This is a genomic window from Synechococcus sp. Cruz-7E5 (assembly GCF_024345995.1).
Taxonomy (GTDB): Bacteria; Cyanobacteriota; Cyanobacteriia; order PCC-6307; family Cyanobiaceae; genus Regnicoccus_A.
The window spans coordinates 191330-206354 of sequence record NZ_JAGQCE010000004.1 but is presented as its reverse complement, the minus strand read 5'-3'; the positions used below and the strand labels follow the sequence as shown (position 1 = coordinate 206354).

Annotated in this window: 13 protein-coding genes and 1 tRNA gene; 9 read left to right on the top strand and 5 right to left on the bottom strand. The window is 66.4% G+C overall.

The window, feature by feature from the left end:
* The first annotated feature begins 70 nt into the window (after positions 1-70).
* The 4 genes from KBY77_RS07360 (at position 71) to KBY77_RS07345 (ending at position 6276) form a co-directional block, all read left to right on the top strand.
* Positions 71-1594, top strand: coding sequence for an anthranilate synthase component I family protein (locus KBY77_RS07360; RefSeq protein WP_255102916.1), 1524 nt, complete (start codon positions 71-73; stop codon positions 1592-1594).
* Positions 1591-2745: a glutamate--cysteine ligase gene (gene gshA / locus KBY77_RS07355; protein WP_255102882.1), complete on the top strand. Its 1155-nt coding sequence runs from the start codon at positions 1591-1593 to the stop codon at positions 2743-2745. Before KBY77_RS07360 ends, gshA begins: the two co-directional genes overlap by 4 nt.
* A 32-nt stretch (positions 2746-2777) precedes the next feature.
* On the top strand, positions 2778-5786 hold the full coding sequence (ppc, locus tag KBY77_RS07350) for a phosphoenolpyruvate carboxylase (RefSeq protein ID WP_255102881.1): 3009 nt from the start codon (positions 2778-2780) through the stop codon (positions 5784-5786).
* Positions 5787-5877: 91 nt separating this feature from the next.
* Positions 5878-6276, top strand: a complete 399-nt coding sequence (locus KBY77_RS07345; protein ID WP_315856468.1) for an N-acetyltransferase — start codon at positions 5878-5880, stop codon at positions 6274-6276.
* A gap of 2 nt (positions 6277-6278) precedes the next feature.
* Here the strand turns inward: KBY77_RS07345 and KBY77_RS07340 are convergent.
* Positions 6279-6352 (bottom strand) — tRNA-Arg (locus KBY77_RS07340).
* 81 nt (positions 6353-6433) lie between these two features.
* Here KBY77_RS07340 and recF point away from each other — a divergent pair.
* Entirely contained in the window at positions 6434-7582 is a 1149-nt protein-coding gene (recF, locus tag KBY77_RS07335; protein ID WP_399212442.1) for a DNA replication/repair protein RecF, read from the top strand.
* A gap of 47 nt (positions 7583-7629) precedes the next feature.
* Entirely contained in the window at positions 7630-8112 is a 483-nt protein-coding gene (speD, locus tag KBY77_RS07330; RefSeq protein WP_255102879.1) for an adenosylmethionine decarboxylase, read from the top strand.
* Here the strand turns inward: speD and larE are convergent.
* Entirely contained in the window at positions 8084-8992 is a 909-nt protein-coding gene (gene larE, locus KBY77_RS07325) for an ATP-dependent sacrificial sulfur transferase LarE (protein ID WP_255102878.1), read from the bottom strand. The two genes, speD and larE, sit on opposite strands and share 29 nt — an antisense overlap.
* A gap of 46 nt (positions 8993-9038) precedes the next feature.
* Between larE and KBY77_RS07320 the strand changes: the two genes are divergently transcribed.
* On the top strand, positions 9039-10202 hold the full coding sequence (locus tag KBY77_RS07320; RefSeq protein ID WP_255092198.1) for a cob(I)yrinic acid a,c-diamide adenosyltransferase: 1164 nt from the start codon (positions 9039-9041) through the stop codon (positions 10200-10202).
* 46 nt (positions 10203-10248) lie between these two features.
* Here KBY77_RS07320 and moeB read toward each other — a convergent pair whose 3' ends face one another.
* Together moeB and KBY77_RS07310 are read right to left on the bottom strand one after the other, a co-directional pair.
* A complete protein-coding gene (gene moeB, locus KBY77_RS07315) occupies positions 10249-11421 on the bottom strand; it encodes a molybdopterin-synthase adenylyltransferase MoeB (protein ID WP_255102914.1) in 1173 nt (390 codons plus the stop codon).
* 51 nt (positions 11422-11472) lie between these two features.
* Entirely contained in the window at positions 11473-11982 is a 510-nt protein-coding gene (locus tag KBY77_RS07310) for a M67 family metallopeptidase (RefSeq protein ID WP_255102877.1), read from the bottom strand.
* A gap of 46 nt (positions 11983-12028) precedes the next feature.
* Here KBY77_RS07310 and KBY77_RS07305 point away from each other — a divergent pair, with 46 nt between their 5' ends.
* The gene (locus KBY77_RS07305) at positions 12029-12409 is read left to right on the top strand and encodes a CAAD domain-containing protein (protein WP_255102876.1); all 381 of its coding nucleotides are present in this window, start codon (positions 12029-12031) and stop codon (positions 12407-12409) included.
* A 54-nt stretch (positions 12410-12463) separates the two neighbouring features.
* On the opposite strand, the gene KBY77_RS07300 is transcribed toward KBY77_RS07305, so the two are convergent.
* Positions 12464-13399: a fructosamine kinase family protein gene (locus tag KBY77_RS07300; RefSeq protein ID WP_255102875.1), complete on the bottom strand. Its 936-nt coding sequence runs from the start codon at positions 13397-13399 to the stop codon at positions 12464-12466.
* Positions 13400-13424: 25 nt separating this feature from the next.
* Between KBY77_RS07300 and crtD the strand changes: the two genes are divergently transcribed.
* On the top strand, positions 13425-15008 hold the full coding sequence (gene crtD / locus KBY77_RS07295; RefSeq protein WP_255102874.1) for a C-3',4' desaturase CrtD: 1584 nt from the start codon (positions 13425-13427) through the stop codon (positions 15006-15008).
* Positions 15009-15025: the final 17 nt, after the last annotated feature.

Genomic DNA, 15025 nt, shown 5'->3' with positions numbered 1-15025 from the left:
GGCGTGATTCCTCCAACCTTTAGAAAGGCGGGGCAGGGTGCCCCGTTTTTTTTGCCTGCCGGTTGCCGTGATGCCCTTTCCCGATCGCGACGCATTCCTCGCCCAGGTGGAGGAGGGCAGCACCTTCATCCCGCTCTGGAAGCGCTGGCCCGCTGATCTGGAGACCCCACTCACCACCTGGCTGAAGGTGGGGGCCGCCAGCAGTCATGGCGTGCTGCTGGAGTCGGTGGAGGGGGGCGAGCGGCTGGGGCGCTGGAGCTTCGTGGTGGCCGATCCTGCCTGGACCCTCACGGTGCGCGGGGAGGACGGCGTGCAGTGCTGGCGTGATGGCCGTCGAGCCCAGTTGCAGGGCAACCCCTTCGAGTTACTGACCAGATGCCTGGCCTCACTTCAGCCCAGCACCATTCCAGACCTGCCGCCTCTGGGGCAACTCTTCGGCTTCTGGGGCTACGAACTGATCCGCTGGATCGAGCCGAGCGTGCCCATCCACCCCAGCGACCCCGGGGGGCCGCCCGACGGTTGCTGGATGTTGGCTGACAGCCTGCTGGTCTTCGATCAGGTGAAGCGGCAGATCACGGCTGTGGCCTATGCCGACCTCAGCGGCGGTGGAGATCCCCTCAGCGCCTACGCCGAGGCCACAGCCCGGATCCAGTCTCTGGAGGAGCGCATGCACGGCCCGCTGCCGGCTGGGGTCACCCCCCTGCGCTGGGACCCTGACCCCAGCATGGAGCTGGAGACCCGCAGCAACCGCAGCCAGGCTGATTTCGAAGCGGCGGTCGTGGCGGCCCGTGAGCACATCGCCGCCGGTGACGTCTTCCAGCTGGTGCTCAGCCAGCGGCTGGAGACCCGCATCCAACGAGATCCCTTTGAGCTGTACCGCAGCCTGCGGATGGTGAATCCATCTCCATACATGGCCTTCTTCAACTTCGGTGGCTGGTATCTGATCGGCTCCAGTCCGGAGGTGATGGTGAAGGCCGAGCCCGTAGCCGGTGGCATACGGGCCTCCCTGCGCCCGATCGCCGGCACTCGCCCACGTGGGACTGATGAAGCCCACGACCTGGCCCTGGAGCAGGAGCTGCTGGCCGATCCCAAGGAACGCGCCGAACACGTGATGCTGGTGGATCTGGGCCGCAACGACCTGGGCCGGGTCTGCCAGCCGGGCACGGTCGAAGTGACCGAGCTGATGGTGGTCGAGCGCTACTCCCACGTGATGCACATCGTCAGTCAGGTGGAGGGCCTGCTTGATGACTCACACGACGTCTGGGATCTGCTCAAGGCCTCCTTCCCGGCCGGCACGGTCAGCGGCGCGCCCAAGATCCGGGCGATGCAGCTGATCCACGACTACGAGCCCGATGCCCGTGGCCCCTATTCCGGCGTTTATGGGGCTGTGGATCTGGCCGGCGCCCTCAACACCGCAATCACGATCCGCACCATGGTGGTGCTCCCCGATGGCGAGGGAGGCTGGCGGGTGCAGGTGCAGGCCGGCGCGGGCCTGGTGGCTGACTCCCAGCCAGCCGCCGAATACCAGGAAACTCTCAACAAAGCCCGCGGTCTGCTCAAGGCCCTGGCCTGCCTGCAAGGGAGCGACAAGTGACCGATCGCCTCCTGCTCAAAGGCTTCGAGGTTGAGCTGTTCACTGGCCGGTCCGATGGCACCGTGGTGGGGGTGGCGGAGCAGGCCGCGGCCCAGCTCCAGGATTTCGTCACCGAACCAGACCATCGCAATCTGGAGTACATCACCCCGCCTGATGCCGACTACTCCCAACAGCTGGAGATGCTGCTCGAGCCGAGACGGCGCCTTCGCCGCTGGCTGGGCGAACGGAGCCTGACCCTGCTCCCGGGCAGCACCCTGAGTCTTGGGGACAGTCGCCGCTTCGAGCGCTCCGACCCCTCGAATCCGTACCACGGCTTCATCGAGGCCACTTATGGCACCAGGGTCGTGACCGCCAGCGTGCACATCAACCTCGGGGTCACTGAGATGGGTGCCCTGTTCGCCGGCTGCCGGCTGTTGCGCTGCGAGGGCGCCCTGCTGCTGGCCCTGAGCGCCAGTTCTCCCTTCCTCGATGGGGTCGCCACGGGAGCCCACTCCCAGCGCTGGCTGCAGTTCCCGCTCACCCCGCCCAGGGTGCCTTTGTTTCTCGATCATCAGCACTACATCCAATGGATGGAGGCCCAGCTGGCGGCGGGAGCCATGCGCAACGTGCGCCATCTCTGGACCTCCGTGCGGCCCAACGGGGAGAAGCGGCCCCACGACCTCAACCGGCTTGAAATCAGGATCTGCGACCTGATCAGCAATCCACGCCAACTTCTGGCCGTCACGGTGTTCGCGGAATTGCGCCTGCTGCAGCTCCTGGAAGACCCGCAGAGTCATGATCCCCTGCTGGCCAGCCGGCTGGGGCATGATCAACTTGCCGAGCTGGCCGACCGCAACGACCGCTCCGCCGCCCGCCAGAGCCTGCGGGCCATGCTCAGCGACTGGCGTACGGGGGAGGAGATCGAGGCCGGTGCCTGGATTCAGCGCGAGTTGGAGCAGGTGGCGCCTCTCGCCGCCAGGCTCGGCCTGAGCCCCTGGCTGGAGCCGCTCCACGCCATCCTGAGCCACGGAAATGAAGCGATGCGCTGGCTGGAGCTGCACGCCGCCGGAGTGCCGCTGCGCGAGATCCTCGCCCAAGGAGCCACGGCCATGCAGCTGGCTGAAGTGGAACCAGCACCACGAAACACAGCGGCTTCGCACCCTTTGGGATGATCATGGAGCCTTCCTCGCCTGCGCCGGCCCCCATGCGGCAGCCCCTGTCCGCCCCATCCGCCGTACTGGCCCAGGCCGCCCAGGCAGTTTCCACGGCTCCAGCCCCCCGTGTCACCCGGCTGCTCGGAGAGCGGCTGGAACTGGTGGAAGATCTCTGGCAAACGGTCCTGCTCAGCGAGTGTCCGCCCGATCAGGCCGAGCGGCTGCTGCGACTCAAGCAGCTGAGCGACCCTTCGGAAGCTGCCGACGGAACGGTCGACACCACGGCCTCCATCGTGCAGCTGATCCGGGAAATGGACCTCTCGGAGGCGATCGCCGCGGCCCGCGCCTTTTCCCTCTACTTCCAGCTGGTGAACATCCTCGAGCAGCACATCGAGGAAGACAGCTACCTGGCCAGTCTGCAGGAGGCGTCCACTCCCTCCAGGCCCGACCCCTTCGCCCCACCGCTGGCCAGCCAGACCGATCCGGCCACCTTCCGGGAGCTGTTCACCCGCCTGCGCGGACTGAACGTTCCACCTGCCCAGATCGAAAACCTGCTGCGGGAACTCGATATCCGGCTGGTGTTCACGGCCCACCCCACGGAGATCGTGCGCCACACCGTGCGCCACAAACAGCGGCGGGTGGCAGCACTGATCCACCGCCTGCAGCAGGACAGCCCATCAGAACTGCATGACGAGCGCAGCCTGCGGCTGCAGCTGGAAGAGGAGATCCGGCTGTGGTGGCGCACCGACGAGCTGCACCAGTTCAAGCCCTCTGTGCTCGATGAGGTCGATTACGCCCTCCACTACTTCCAGCAGGTTCTCTTTGACGCGATGCCGCTGCTGCGCCAGCGCATCCTCAATGCCCTCGCCGCCAGTTACCCGGATGTGGAGGCCCCACGTGACGCCTTCTGCACCTTCGGTTCCTGGGTGGGCTCCGACCGCGATGGCAACCCTTCCGTCACTCCCGACATCACCTGGCGCACCGCCTGCTATCAGCGCCAGCTGATGATCGAGCGCTACATCACGGCGGTGCAGGGCCTGCGCGACCAGCTCAGCATCTCGATGCAGTGGTCCCAGGTGAGCGCCCCCCTGCTGGAGTCCCTGGAGATGGACCGGCTGCGGTTCCCGGAGATCTACGAGGAGCGGGCCGCCCGTTACCGGCTCGAGCCCTACCGCCTCAAGCTCAGCTACATCGTCGAACGGTTGCGCCTCACCCACCAGCGCAACAAGCAGCTGGCAGAAGCCGGCTGGGAATCCCCCTGCGACAGCGCCGGCCCGGCGGTGTTGAGCACGGGCACCGGGCCCATGGCCGCTGCCCCGCCCGAACTGCACTACGGCTCGGTGAACGAGCTTCGCCAAGACCTGGAGCTGCTGCGCGACAGCCTCGAAACCACAGGCCTCAGCTGTGAACCACTGCAGACCCTGCTCAGCCAGGTCCACATCTTCGCCTTCAGTCTGGCCAGCCTCGACATCCGCCAGGAGAGCACCCGACACAGCGATGCCCTCGACGAACTGACCCGCTACCTGCAACTGCCCATTCCCTACGGGGAGATGGAGGAGGAACAGCGGGTTGAGTGGCTGCTGCAGGAACTGCAGACCCGCCGCCCCCTGCTCCCGCCCGCGACCCGATGGAGCCCGGCCACCGACGAAACCTTCGCGGTGTTCCGCATGCTGCAGCGGCTTCAGCAGGAATTCGGTCCCCGCATCTGCCGCACATACATCATCTCGATGGCCCACACGGTCTCCGACCTGCTGGAGGTGATGCTGCTCGCCAAGGAGGCCGGTCTGGTGGACCCCAAGGCGGTGCAGACCCAGTTACTGGTGGTGCCCCTGTTCGAAACGGTGGAGGATCTGCAGCGGGCTCCGGCGGTGATGCAGCGCGTCTTCTCGGAGCCCTTCTACAGGGCGCTGCTGGCCAGCAGCGCCGAATCCGACAAGCCCCTGCAGGAGGTGATGCTCGGCTACTCCGACAGCAACAAGGATTCGGGCTTCCTCTCCAGCAACTGGGAAATTCACAAGGCCCAGATCGCATTGCAGCGACTGGCCTCAGAGCACGATGTGGCCCTGTGCATCTTCCACGGCCGGGGCGGCTCGGTGGGACGGGGCGGGGGCCCTGCTTACCAGGCGATCCTGGCCCAGCCCAGTGGCACCCTCAACGGCCGCATCAAGATCACCGAGCAGGGTGAGGTGCTGGCCTCGAAGTACTCCTTGCCTGAGCTGGCGCTCTACAACCTCGAAACGGTGACCACCGCGGTGCTGCAGAACAGCCTGGTGAGCACCAACGTCGATGACACCCCCACCACGAACGAACTGATGGGCCGCCTGGCAGCCCGCTCCCGGGTGCACTACCGGCGCCTGGTTCATGAAAATCCAGATCTGGTGGCCTTCTTCCAGCAGGTCACACCGATCGAGGAGATCAGCAAACTGCAGATCTCCAGCCGCCCAGCCCGCCGCAAGAGTGGAGCCAAGGATCTCTCCAGCCTGCGGGCGATCCCCTGGGTGTTCGGCTGGACCCAGAGCCGCTTCCTTCTGCCCAGCTGGTTCGGTGTGGGGGCAGCCCTGCAGGAGGAACTCGACGATGATCCCGGCCAGCTGGAGTTGCTGCGTCTGCTCTACCAGCGCTGGCCCTTCTTCCGCATGCTGATCTCCAAAGTGGAGATGACCCTCTCGAAGGTGGATCTCGACCTGGCTCATCACTATGTGCAGGCCCTGGGTCGCCCCAGCCACCGCGAAGCCTTTGAGGAGATCTTCCAGGTGATCGCGGCCGAGTTCGAACTCACTCGGGATCTGGTGCTGATGATCTCCGGTCACGGCCGCCTGCTGGATGGCGATCCAGCCCTGCAGCTCTCGGTCGACCTGCGCAACCAGACGATCGTGCCGCTCGGCTATCTGCAGGTGGCCCTGTTGCGGCGACTGCGCGACCAGAACCGGCAACCGCCGATGAGCGAAGCCAGCAGCGGCGATGGCCAGGATGGCCGCACCTACAGCCGCAGCGAACTGCTGCGCGGCGCCCTGCTCACCATCAACGGCATCGCCGCGGGCATGCGCAACACCGGTTGAACCGCGTTTGATTCCCTTCCGCAGCCAACCGCCCGCCCCACGACTGCCCGAGGGCTATCGAACGGAGGCAGAGCCCCCCCAGCCCGGGGAGTTGAACAGCTTGCTGATGGCCTGCGGCGAGTCGCAGCGTGATGAGCAGCGGCTGGCCCTGGTGCTGGAGCGCAGCGCCTGGCAACTCTGTGTGCGGGATCCGCAGGGACGGTTGGTGGGCTTCGTGCGGGCCACCAGCGATCAGGCCCTCAATGCCAACCTCTGGGATCTCTCGGCCTGGCCGGCGGATCCCCATCGGTCCACGGTGCTGGCGGTGCTGGTGCACGGCGCCCTCAGCCGCCTGCGCCGCGAACTGAGTGGTTGCAGCATTTCAGTGGCAGCTCCACCTGAGGCTCTCTCAGCCCTTCAACAGCATGGCTTCATGGTCGACCCAGGTGGGATCCGCGCCATGGGTCTGGTGCTCACCACAGCCGAGGGTGACACCCAGGGAGCCGAATGAAACGAGCATGGAGGGACTCGAACCCCCGACATTCAGAACCGGAATCTGACGCTCTATCCAACTGAGCTACATGCCCGAGCGGGGAGGTCATCCCTGGCCCGGTGGTCGTAGCTTACCCGCACGCCGCTCCTGACCCATTCGGCTGCATCGCCTGGAGCTGCTCGATTTTCGTAACTACGCCCAGCTCTCCCTTGAGCTCTGCCAGCCACGTCTGCTGGTCATCGGCGCCAACGGGGAGGGCAAGTCGAACCTGCTTGAGGCGGTGGAGCTTCTCGGCAGCCTGCGCTCCCATCGCAGCGGCCACGACCGCGACCTGATCCGCCATGGTCAGAGCCGGGCGCTGGTGCGTGGCTGGTGCGGCGAAGGCGACACCCCTTCAGCACCATTGCCAGCGCCTGGGCTGAATCAACTTGAGCTCGAACTGGAGGTGAGGCGCCAGGGTGGGCGCCAGGCCCGCCGCAATGGCAAGGTCCTGGAGCGCCAGCTTGATCTGGTGGGCCCCCTGCGCTGCGTTGGCTTCAGTGCACTCGACCTGGAGCTGGTGCGGGGGGAGCCCGCCCTGCGGCGCCAGTGGCTCGATCGGGTGGTGCTGCAACTGGAGCCGGTCTACGGGGAACTACTGGCTCGCTATGGCCGATTGCTGCGCCAGCGCAGCCAGTTACTACGCCGCGGCCTGAGCCAGGGGGAACAGCAGCTGCACTCGCTCCTCGACGCCTTCGATCAGCAGATGGCCCTGATCGGTACACGCCTGCACCGCCGCCGACGCCGTGCCCTGGCTCGCCTGCAACCCCTGGCCGCAGCCTGGCAGGTCCAGCTCAGTGGCGGTCGTGAGCGTCTTGAGTTGCGCTATCAGGCTGGCAGCCAGCTGGAGGGGGAGGAAGCGGAGCTCCCCTGGCGGGAGGCCCTGCTGGAGCAACTACGGCGGCAGCGCCCGGAAGAGCGCCGACTGGGAGCCTGCCAGGTGGGCCCACACCGCGATGAGGTGGCGATGCTGCTGGGGGACGAGCCTGCCCGCCGGTTCGGATCCGCCGGCCAGCAGCGCACCCTTGTGCTGGCCCTGAAACTGGCGGAACTGGAGCTGGTGCAGCAGCTCTGGGGTGAGCCGCCCCTGCTGCTGCTCGACGACGTGCTGGCAGAACTCGACCCGCGCCGCCAGGAGTTGCTTCTGGAGGTGGTTGGCACAGGACACCAGTGCCTGGTGAGCGCCACCCACCTGACGTCGTTCAGCGCCAACTGGCAGGGGGGCGACTCCCAGGTGGTGCAGATCTGCGGGGGGGAGATTGTCGATTCGGCCGGGCAACCGTAAGAAACCTGAAGGGATGCGTAGGATGATCTCTTGCTTGCACGCATTCGATGACCCAGAGCCTGCCCTGCCTCCACCCCAACCCGGGATGGAGTGGAGCCCAAAGCACCCCGAGCTTTCAAAGCCAACCCCCCACGACCAGCGACATGGTGGGGAAACATTGCATCCTTGAGCTTTACAACTGCGATTCAAAAAAGCTCAACGACGAAGCTTTTCTCAGAGACGCCATCACGACTGCAGCGAAACGTGCCGGCGCCACTTTGCTCAATCTGATCACCCACCGCTTTGAACCGCAGGGTGTCACAGGTCTGGCCCTGCTGGCTGAATCTCACATCTCAATCCACACCTGGCCTGAGTCGGGCTATGCAGCGGTGGACGTGTTCACCTGCGGTGACCACACCATGCCCGAGCGTGCTTGTCAGGTGCTTGCTGATGAGCTTGAGGCGGCCAGCCGCAATCTCAAGAGTTTCCGCCGGGAAACTCCTGACTCGATCAGCGAGCAGATCAGGGAACCTCTGGATCTGGCTGCCTGAGGCCGGTTGAAGCCAGTGGCCCCGGAGCTGCTGGCTTCATGCTCGCCTCACGGTTGAGCTTGCCGCTGATCAATCCCTCAAGATCCAGGCTGACAGCGGCGAAACCAAGCGATCTGAACGCCTCCACCAGGTCCTGGCGCGGCAACCAGCTGAGCAGACAGTCAAGTTGGTCGGCGGGAACCTCCACACGGGCAGTCGCCCCCTGACAGCGCACCCGCAGCTGCTGAACTCCTCGCTGGCGCAGCCAGTCTTCTGCAGCGGCAACACGCTGCAGGCGCGAGGCCGTGACCGGCTCGCCGTAGGGAAAACGGGAGGCCAGGCAGGGTTGGGCCGGTTTGTCCCACCAGGGGAAGCCCAGGGCCCTGGAAATCTGACGCACGGCTGCCTTGTCGAGGCCGTGTTCGGCCAGGGGCGAGCGCACACCCCGCTCGCGGGCAGCACGGATACCTGGCCTGTGATCGCCGAGATCGTCGCGGTTCACCCCATCCAGCACCTGGATGGCGCCGCCCGAGAGAGAGGCCAGAAGGCCATGCAACTCGCGCTTGCAGGCATAGCAGCGGTCGGTGGGATTGCTGCTGTAGGCGGGATCCTCCAGTTCACCGGTGGCCACTTCCCGATGCCGGATTCCCATCCAGGCCGCCTGGGAGCGGGCTTCCCGCAACAGATGGGGCGCCAGGGCAGGCGAGACCCCCGTAGCCGCCTCGGCGGCATCGCCCAGTTGCTCGGAGGCGATCGCCGCCACCAGGGCACTGTCGACACCACCGGAATAGGCCACAAGTACGGAGCCCAGCTCCCTGACGCTCTGACGCAGCTTGCCGAGGGCCTGCTCCAGCGGCAGTGGCAGAAATTCCACCAGCGGATGGAGGGCCGGGGAGGTCATGGCCTCGGTCAGGGGTCGTTAGGATCCAACCGTAGAAGGCCAGGACATGGCACCGACCTCCAGCGCGGCCTCCGGTGCGTCGTCCCGCGCAATCGGCATCCGCACGGCCTCCGGGAGCCACGAGCGCAGCCATGGTCAGTTGCACGTCTACGACGGCGACGGCAAGGGCAAGAGTCAGGCGGCCCTTGGAGTGGTCTTGCGGACCATCGGCCTTGGGATCTGCGAGCGCAAGCGCACCAGGGTCCTGCTGCTGCGCTTCCTCAAGGGGCCCGGTCGCGCCTACGACGAAGACGCGGCGATCGAGGCCCTGCAGCAGGGCTTCCCCCACCTGATCGATCAGGTGCGCACTGGCCGCGGCGACTATTTCAGCGCCCAGGAGGCCACCCGCTTCGATCGCCAGGAGGCCCAGCGCGGCTGGGACATCGCCCGGGGTGCCATCGCCAGCGCCCTCTATTCGGTGGTGGTGCTGGATGAACTCAGCCCGGTGCTCGACCTCGGCCTGCTGGAGGTGGACGAGGTGGTGCGCACCCTGGCGGCCAAGCCGGCGGGCATGGAGGTGATCGTCACCGGCCGGGGCGCGCCGCGGTCACTGGTGCAGCTCGCCGACCTGCACTCCGAAATGCGGGCTCACCGGCGCGAGGCCAACGACAGCGCCGGCATCGCCGGCATCGAGATCTACACCGGCGAAGGCAAGGGAAAATCCACCAGTGCCCTGGGCAAGGCCCTGCAGGCGATCGGCCGGGGCATCAGCCAGGACAAGAGCCATCGTGTGCTGATCCTGCAGTGGCTCAAGGGCGGCAGCGGTTACACCGAAGATGCGGCAATCGCGGCCCTCCGCGAAAGCTACCCACACCTGGTGGATCATCTCCGCTCCGGCCGCGATGCCATCGTCTGGAGGGGCCAACAGCAGCCCATTGATTATGTGGAGGCTGAGCGTGCCTGGGAAATCGCCCGGGCGGCCATCTCCAGTGGGCTCTACAAGACCGTGATCCTCGATGAGCTCAATCCCACCGTTGATCTGGAACTGCTGCCGGTTGAACCGATCATGCAGACCCTGCTGCGCAAACCAGCGGAAACGGAGGTGATCATCACTGGACGCTGCAAAAATCCCCCCGCCTATTTCGATCTGGCCAGCGTGCATTCCGAGATGGTATGCCACAAGCATTACGCCGAGCGGGGCGTCGACCTCAAGCGGGGGGTGGACTACTGAGCGGGCTGACCATTCAGCCCGCAGCGTGGAATGGAGTCCCAGAAACTCAATAGATCGGCACGGCAGGGTCAACTTGCTCACTCCAAGCCTGAATGCCACCACTCACGTTCACCCCTTCGATGCCATGGCGACCAAGGGCCAGCAGGGCCTTGGCGCTGCGGCCACCAAGCTTGCAGTGAACATATAGACGTTTTCCCTGGGCCAGCCGGCGCACATCCTCGATCGCCTCACCGCTCTCGATCCGATCAAGGGGCATCAGCACCGATCCAGGGATCACGGCGATGTCGGCTTCAGGGGCGTTGCGCACATCCAGCAGCAGGATGTCTTCCAGCTGGCCGTCGATCACGGTCTTGAGTTCGGCCACGGTGATGCTGGGCACACTGCCGGCCTCCTCCTGGCCCGGCGCCGTGCCGCCCACACCGCAGAACTCCTGATAGTCGATGAGCTTGTCGATCACCGGCCGCTCGGGGTTGGGCCGCAGCTTCAGTTCCCTGAACTTCATGGCCAGCGCATCGAAGAGCAGCAGGCGGCCACTGAGAGTGGTGCCGATGCCGGTGATGATCTTCACGGCCTCGGTGGCCTGGATCACGCCGATGATGCCTGGCAGTACCCCCACCACACCGCCCTCGGCGCAGGAGGGCACCATTCCCGGTGGCGGTGGCTCAGGGAAGAGATCGCGGTAGTTGGGACTTTCGGTATCCAGGTTGAACACCGTGGCCTGGCCCTCGAAGCGGAAGATCGAGCCGTACACATTGGGCTTGCCCAGCAACACGCAGGCGTCGTTGACCAGGTAGCGCGTGGGGAAGTTGTCGGTGCCGTCGCAGACCAGGTCGTAGGGCTCGATGATCTCGAGCGCGTTCTCGCTGGTGAGCGCAGTCTCGTAGAGATCCACCTGGCAGTGGGGGTTGATCTCGAGGATGCGCGCCTTGGCCGATTCGATCTTGGGCTTGCCCACCCAGCTGGTGCCGTGGATCACCTGGCGCTGCAGGTTGGAGTGATCCACCACGTCGAAGTCGACGATGCCCAGGCGGCCCACGCCGGCGGCGGCCAGGTACAGCAGAAGCGGGGAGCCAAGCCCCCCGGTGCCCACGCAGAGCACGGAAGCGGCCTTGAGGCGCTTCTGCCCGGCCATGCCAACTTCCGGCAGGATCAGATGGCGGGAAAAACGCGCCACCTCGTCGGGACTGAGCTGGACGCCGCTGATGTCGGGGGGAAGCATGGGCAAGAAGGCCGTGGGCCGCAGAAGGGACCGCGTGCGGCGGCCCTCTACCTACTCTCCCAAATCCTCGCCCCCCGCTGATGGCCTGAGCGCCGATAGGACCAGCGCCAGTTCCCGCGCAGCCGGCAGGACGGAGGAATCACCGGGCAAGTCCGCGATCCACCAGGCGCGCAGTTCCCCTGAGGCGCCGAGTATCAGCATCAATGCCGGAGCGAAGGCCCAGGCGCAATCGGTGAGGGAGGGAATCGCCGCCGAGCTGGGATGGCTATGGGCCGTGCCCAGCACTTGCCAGCCGCGCTGCCGTCCCCACTTCTGGGCCATCAACTGCTCGCGGGGGTCGATGGCGAAACGCTCACAGCGCTGCTCGCACTGCGGCCAAACGTTCAGGCAAGGCCAGGTGAACCGAAGACTGGCAGCGGCAGGGGCTCCCGGGCACGCGCCAGCGGGGTGACCCAGCAGCAAGGCGCAGCCCTCCTGGGGGGCCACGGCAGCCAGCACGGCCCGCAGAACGGTCAGCTGATGCGAATCAACCACAAGCCGGTCTGGCCAGTCGCTGCCCATGCCGATACCTTGAGCCCTTGACTCTCACACCATCGCCACCCCATTGATGAGCGACGCAACCACCGAACAGGAGCCGAAGACCAGCGAGGCAGGCACATCATGGGCGGAGAGCGAAGCTGGCGCCAACTTCAGCGAGCGCTACGGCGAGATCCTCTCCAAGGTCAATCAGACCCTGGATCAGGTGGACTGGTCGCAGATCAGCCGGATCGGCAAGGGTGTCGGCATCCTGCTTGCTGTGATCGTGGCCCAGGTGCTGATCAAAGGGGTGCTCGACACCATCAACCTGCTGCCGGTGGTGCCAGGCCTGCTGGAGCTCCTCGGCCTGGTGGTGGTCGGCCAATGGAGCTGGAAGAACCTCAGCACCAGCGAGAAGCGCGCTGGCGTGATGTCCCGCTTTCAGACCCTGCGCCAGGAATACCTGGGCTGAAGCGGCTATCGCCAGAACCACTCTGTCGGAACCTCACGGCCAGGAACCCGGCTTTCAGTCCAAAAGCCCGGCGATCAGGGATTGGGCCTGCCCCCAGTAGCCACCACCGAACAGGTTGGCGTGGTTCAGCAAGTGGTAGAGGTTGTAAAGACGGCACCTCAGGGAATGGCCAGCGGGCCTGGGCCATTCCCCGTCGTAGCCGCTGAAGAAAACCGGCGGGAATCCTCCGAAGAGTTGGGCCATGGCCAGGTCCACTTCCCGGTCCCCCCAGTAGACGGCGGGATCAAACAGGGCCACCCCGGCTGAGCCCGGGGTGATTGAACTGGGGGCCATCCGGGCGGCATTTCCTCCCCAGAGATCGCCATGCACCAGGCAGGGAACGGCCCCATGGCCATTCAGCCACTCTGGAGTGAGCTCCAGCAACCTCCGGCTTCCCCTCAGCAAACGGCCCGAGCGCTCGGCGAGCTTCAACTGCGGGCCCAGGCGCTGCTCGCTGAAAAAGTTTCCCCAGTCCTGGCTCCAGCGATTGCGCTGAGTGGCGCTGCCGATGAAGTTGTCACGCTGCCATCCGAAGCCGGGCGAGCCGGAGGCGGAACTGCGGCGATGCAACCGTGCCAGTGCAGCCCCAGCCGACTCCCAGGCCAGGGCGGCCTCGGCAGTACCGGCTCCGGTAACTCCCAATCCTGGTCCACCAGAGGTCAGGTCCAACCAATCCATCACCAGCAGTGCCTCGGAGCCCGCCAGGGCACAGTGCATGGGCCTGGGCACCACCAGCTCAGCTCCGGCTGCCGAGGCCAGCGCCAGGAGACCCTCCATCTCCGCCTCCAGTACGGGCAGCTGATTGGCCAGGTTCGTCTTGGCAAACAGCCGGCCGCCACCGGCGAGCTCCAGGGCCCAGGCACGGTGACTGCAGCCGCCAGCCACGGGCCGGCAGCGCTCCACCTCCTGGCCGAGGGTCTCCTCCAGCCAACTCACCCAGGGTTCGCGCATCGCAGGCCATGCCACGCCTGCCAGCATGCCCGCCGTTCCTGCCGCCCAGCACTTGGCCGTCAGTCCCTCCCCCGCTGATTCCCGAGCCAGGGATTCCTCCTCCACGGATGCACCGCTGCTGGATGTGACGGTCATCGGCGGCGGCATCGCGGGGCTGACCGCTGCAGCGCTGCTGGCCCGGGAGGGACTCTCGGTGCGGCTGCTGGAGGCCCACAGTCAGACGGGGGGCTGTGCAGGCACCTTTCGCCGCAGTGGATATGTCTTTGATGTGGGGGCCACCCAGGTGGCGGGGCTGGAACCTGGCGGCATCCACGAGCGCTTGTTCCAACATCTGGGGGTCGAGACGCCTGCGGCCAGTCCACTCGACCCAGGCTGTGTGGTGGATCTCTGTGACGGCCAGCCGCCAATCCAGCTGTGGCGGGATCCCGAGCGCTGGCGCCAGGAGCGCCAGCGGCAGTTCCCCGGCAGTGAGCGCTTCTGGAGCCTGTGCGCAGTCCTGCATGAGGCCAACTGGTCATTCGCCCGGCGCGATCCGGTGCTGCCACCCCGCACCCTCTGGGACCTGGGGCAGTTGCTGGGGGCACTGAGACCAGCCAATCTCGCCTGCGGGACCCTGATCCTCGCAAGCGTGTCCGACCTGCTGTGCCTGAGCGGTTGCGGCAGCGATCAGCGCCTGCGGCGCTTCCTGGATCTGCAGCTGCGCCTTTACTCGCAGGAACCGGCCGAGGGCACCGCTGCCCTCTACGGCGCCAGCGTGCTGTCCATGGCCCAGGCACCGTTGGGCCTGTGGCACCTCCAGGGCTCGATGCAGGCCCTGAGTGAAAGGCTCGAAACCGCCCTGGCGGCCCAGGGCGGCCAATTACTGCTCAGCCATCGGGTGACGAGCCTGAAAGCGGCGGGACCCAAAGTCTGGTGGGTGCGTGGGACGCAGGCAGGCGGGCGCCCCTTCTCGAGCTGCAGCCGTGATGTGGTGGTGTCACTGCCCCCCCAGGCCCTGGCTGATCTGCTGGGGGAGGCGATGCCTGCGGCCTACCGCCAGCGCATCAGCAGCTTCCCCGACCCCAGCGGGGCACTGGTGTTCTATGGCGCCGTCGAGCGGGCCCTGCTGCCAGCGGAGTGTCCAGCCCATCTGCAGATCGACTGCAGCGATCCCGGTTCGTTGTTCGTTTCGGTGAGCCGTGAGGGGGATGGGCGAGCGCCGGCGGGGCAGGCCACGGTGATTGCCAGCGTGTTCACCCCGGCACGCCACTGGATGCATATGGAGAGAGAGGCCTATGCGGAGGCCAAGCGTCAGGCCATGACCCAGATCCAGGCCAGCCTGGAGCGGAACCTGGGGCTGGACGCCACGGCCTGGCGCCACGGGGAACTGGCAACGCCGCGGGGATTTGCCCGCTGGACCGGGCGGCCCTTCGGCTTCGTGGGCGGGCTGGGACAGCACCCATCCCGCTTCGGACCCTTCGGTCTGGCCAGTCGCACCCCCCTGCCGGGGCTCTGGCTGTGCGGCGACAGCATCCACCCGGGAGAGGGCACCGCAGGAGTGACCCTCTCGGCGTTGATGGCCAGCAGACAACTGCTGCAGGCTCGGGGCAGAAACCTGGAACTGCCCTGAACTCCAGCAGCCATGGC

What these genes read in the sequence shown, in the direction of transcription:
- KBY77_RS07300 (WP_255102875.1), bottom strand. Translation starts at nt 13,399, where the DNA reads ATGCGCGAACCCTGGGTGAGTTGGCTGGAGGAGACCCTCGGCCAGGAG.
- ppc (WP_255102881.1), top strand. Translation starts at nt 2,778, where the DNA reads ATGCGGCAGCCCCTGTCCGCCCCATCCGCCGTACTGGCCCAGGCCGCC.
- KBY77_RS07305 (WP_255102876.1), top strand. Translation starts at nt 12,029, where the DNA reads ATGAGCGACGCAACCACCGAACAGGAGCCGAAGACCAGCGAGGCAGGC.
- speD (WP_255102879.1), top strand. Translation starts at nt 7,630, where the DNA reads ATGACCCAGAGCCTGCCCTGCCTCCACCCCAACCCGGGATGGAGTGGA.
- moeB (WP_255102914.1), bottom strand. Translation starts at nt 11,421, where the DNA reads ATGCTTCCCCCCGACATCAGCGGCGTCCAGCTCAGTCCCGACGAGGTG.
- KBY77_RS07310 (WP_255102877.1), bottom strand. Translation starts at nt 11,982, where the DNA reads ATGGGCAGCGACTGGCCAGACCGGCTTGTGGTTGATTCGCATCAGCTG.
- larE (WP_255102878.1), bottom strand. Translation starts at nt 8,992, where the DNA reads ATGACCTCCCCGGCCCTCCATCCGCTGGTGGAATTTCTGCCACTGCCG.
- crtD (WP_255102874.1), top strand. Translation starts at nt 13,425, where the DNA reads ATGCCCGCCGTTCCTGCCGCCCAGCACTTGGCCGTCAGTCCCTCCCCC.
- KBY77_RS07320 (WP_255092198.1), top strand. Translation starts at nt 9,039, where the DNA reads ATGGCACCGACCTCCAGCGCGGCCTCCGGTGCGTCGTCCCGCGCAATC.
- KBY77_RS07360 (WP_255102916.1), top strand. Translation starts at nt 71, where the DNA reads ATGCCCTTTCCCGATCGCGACGCATTCCTCGCCCAGGTGGAGGAGGGC.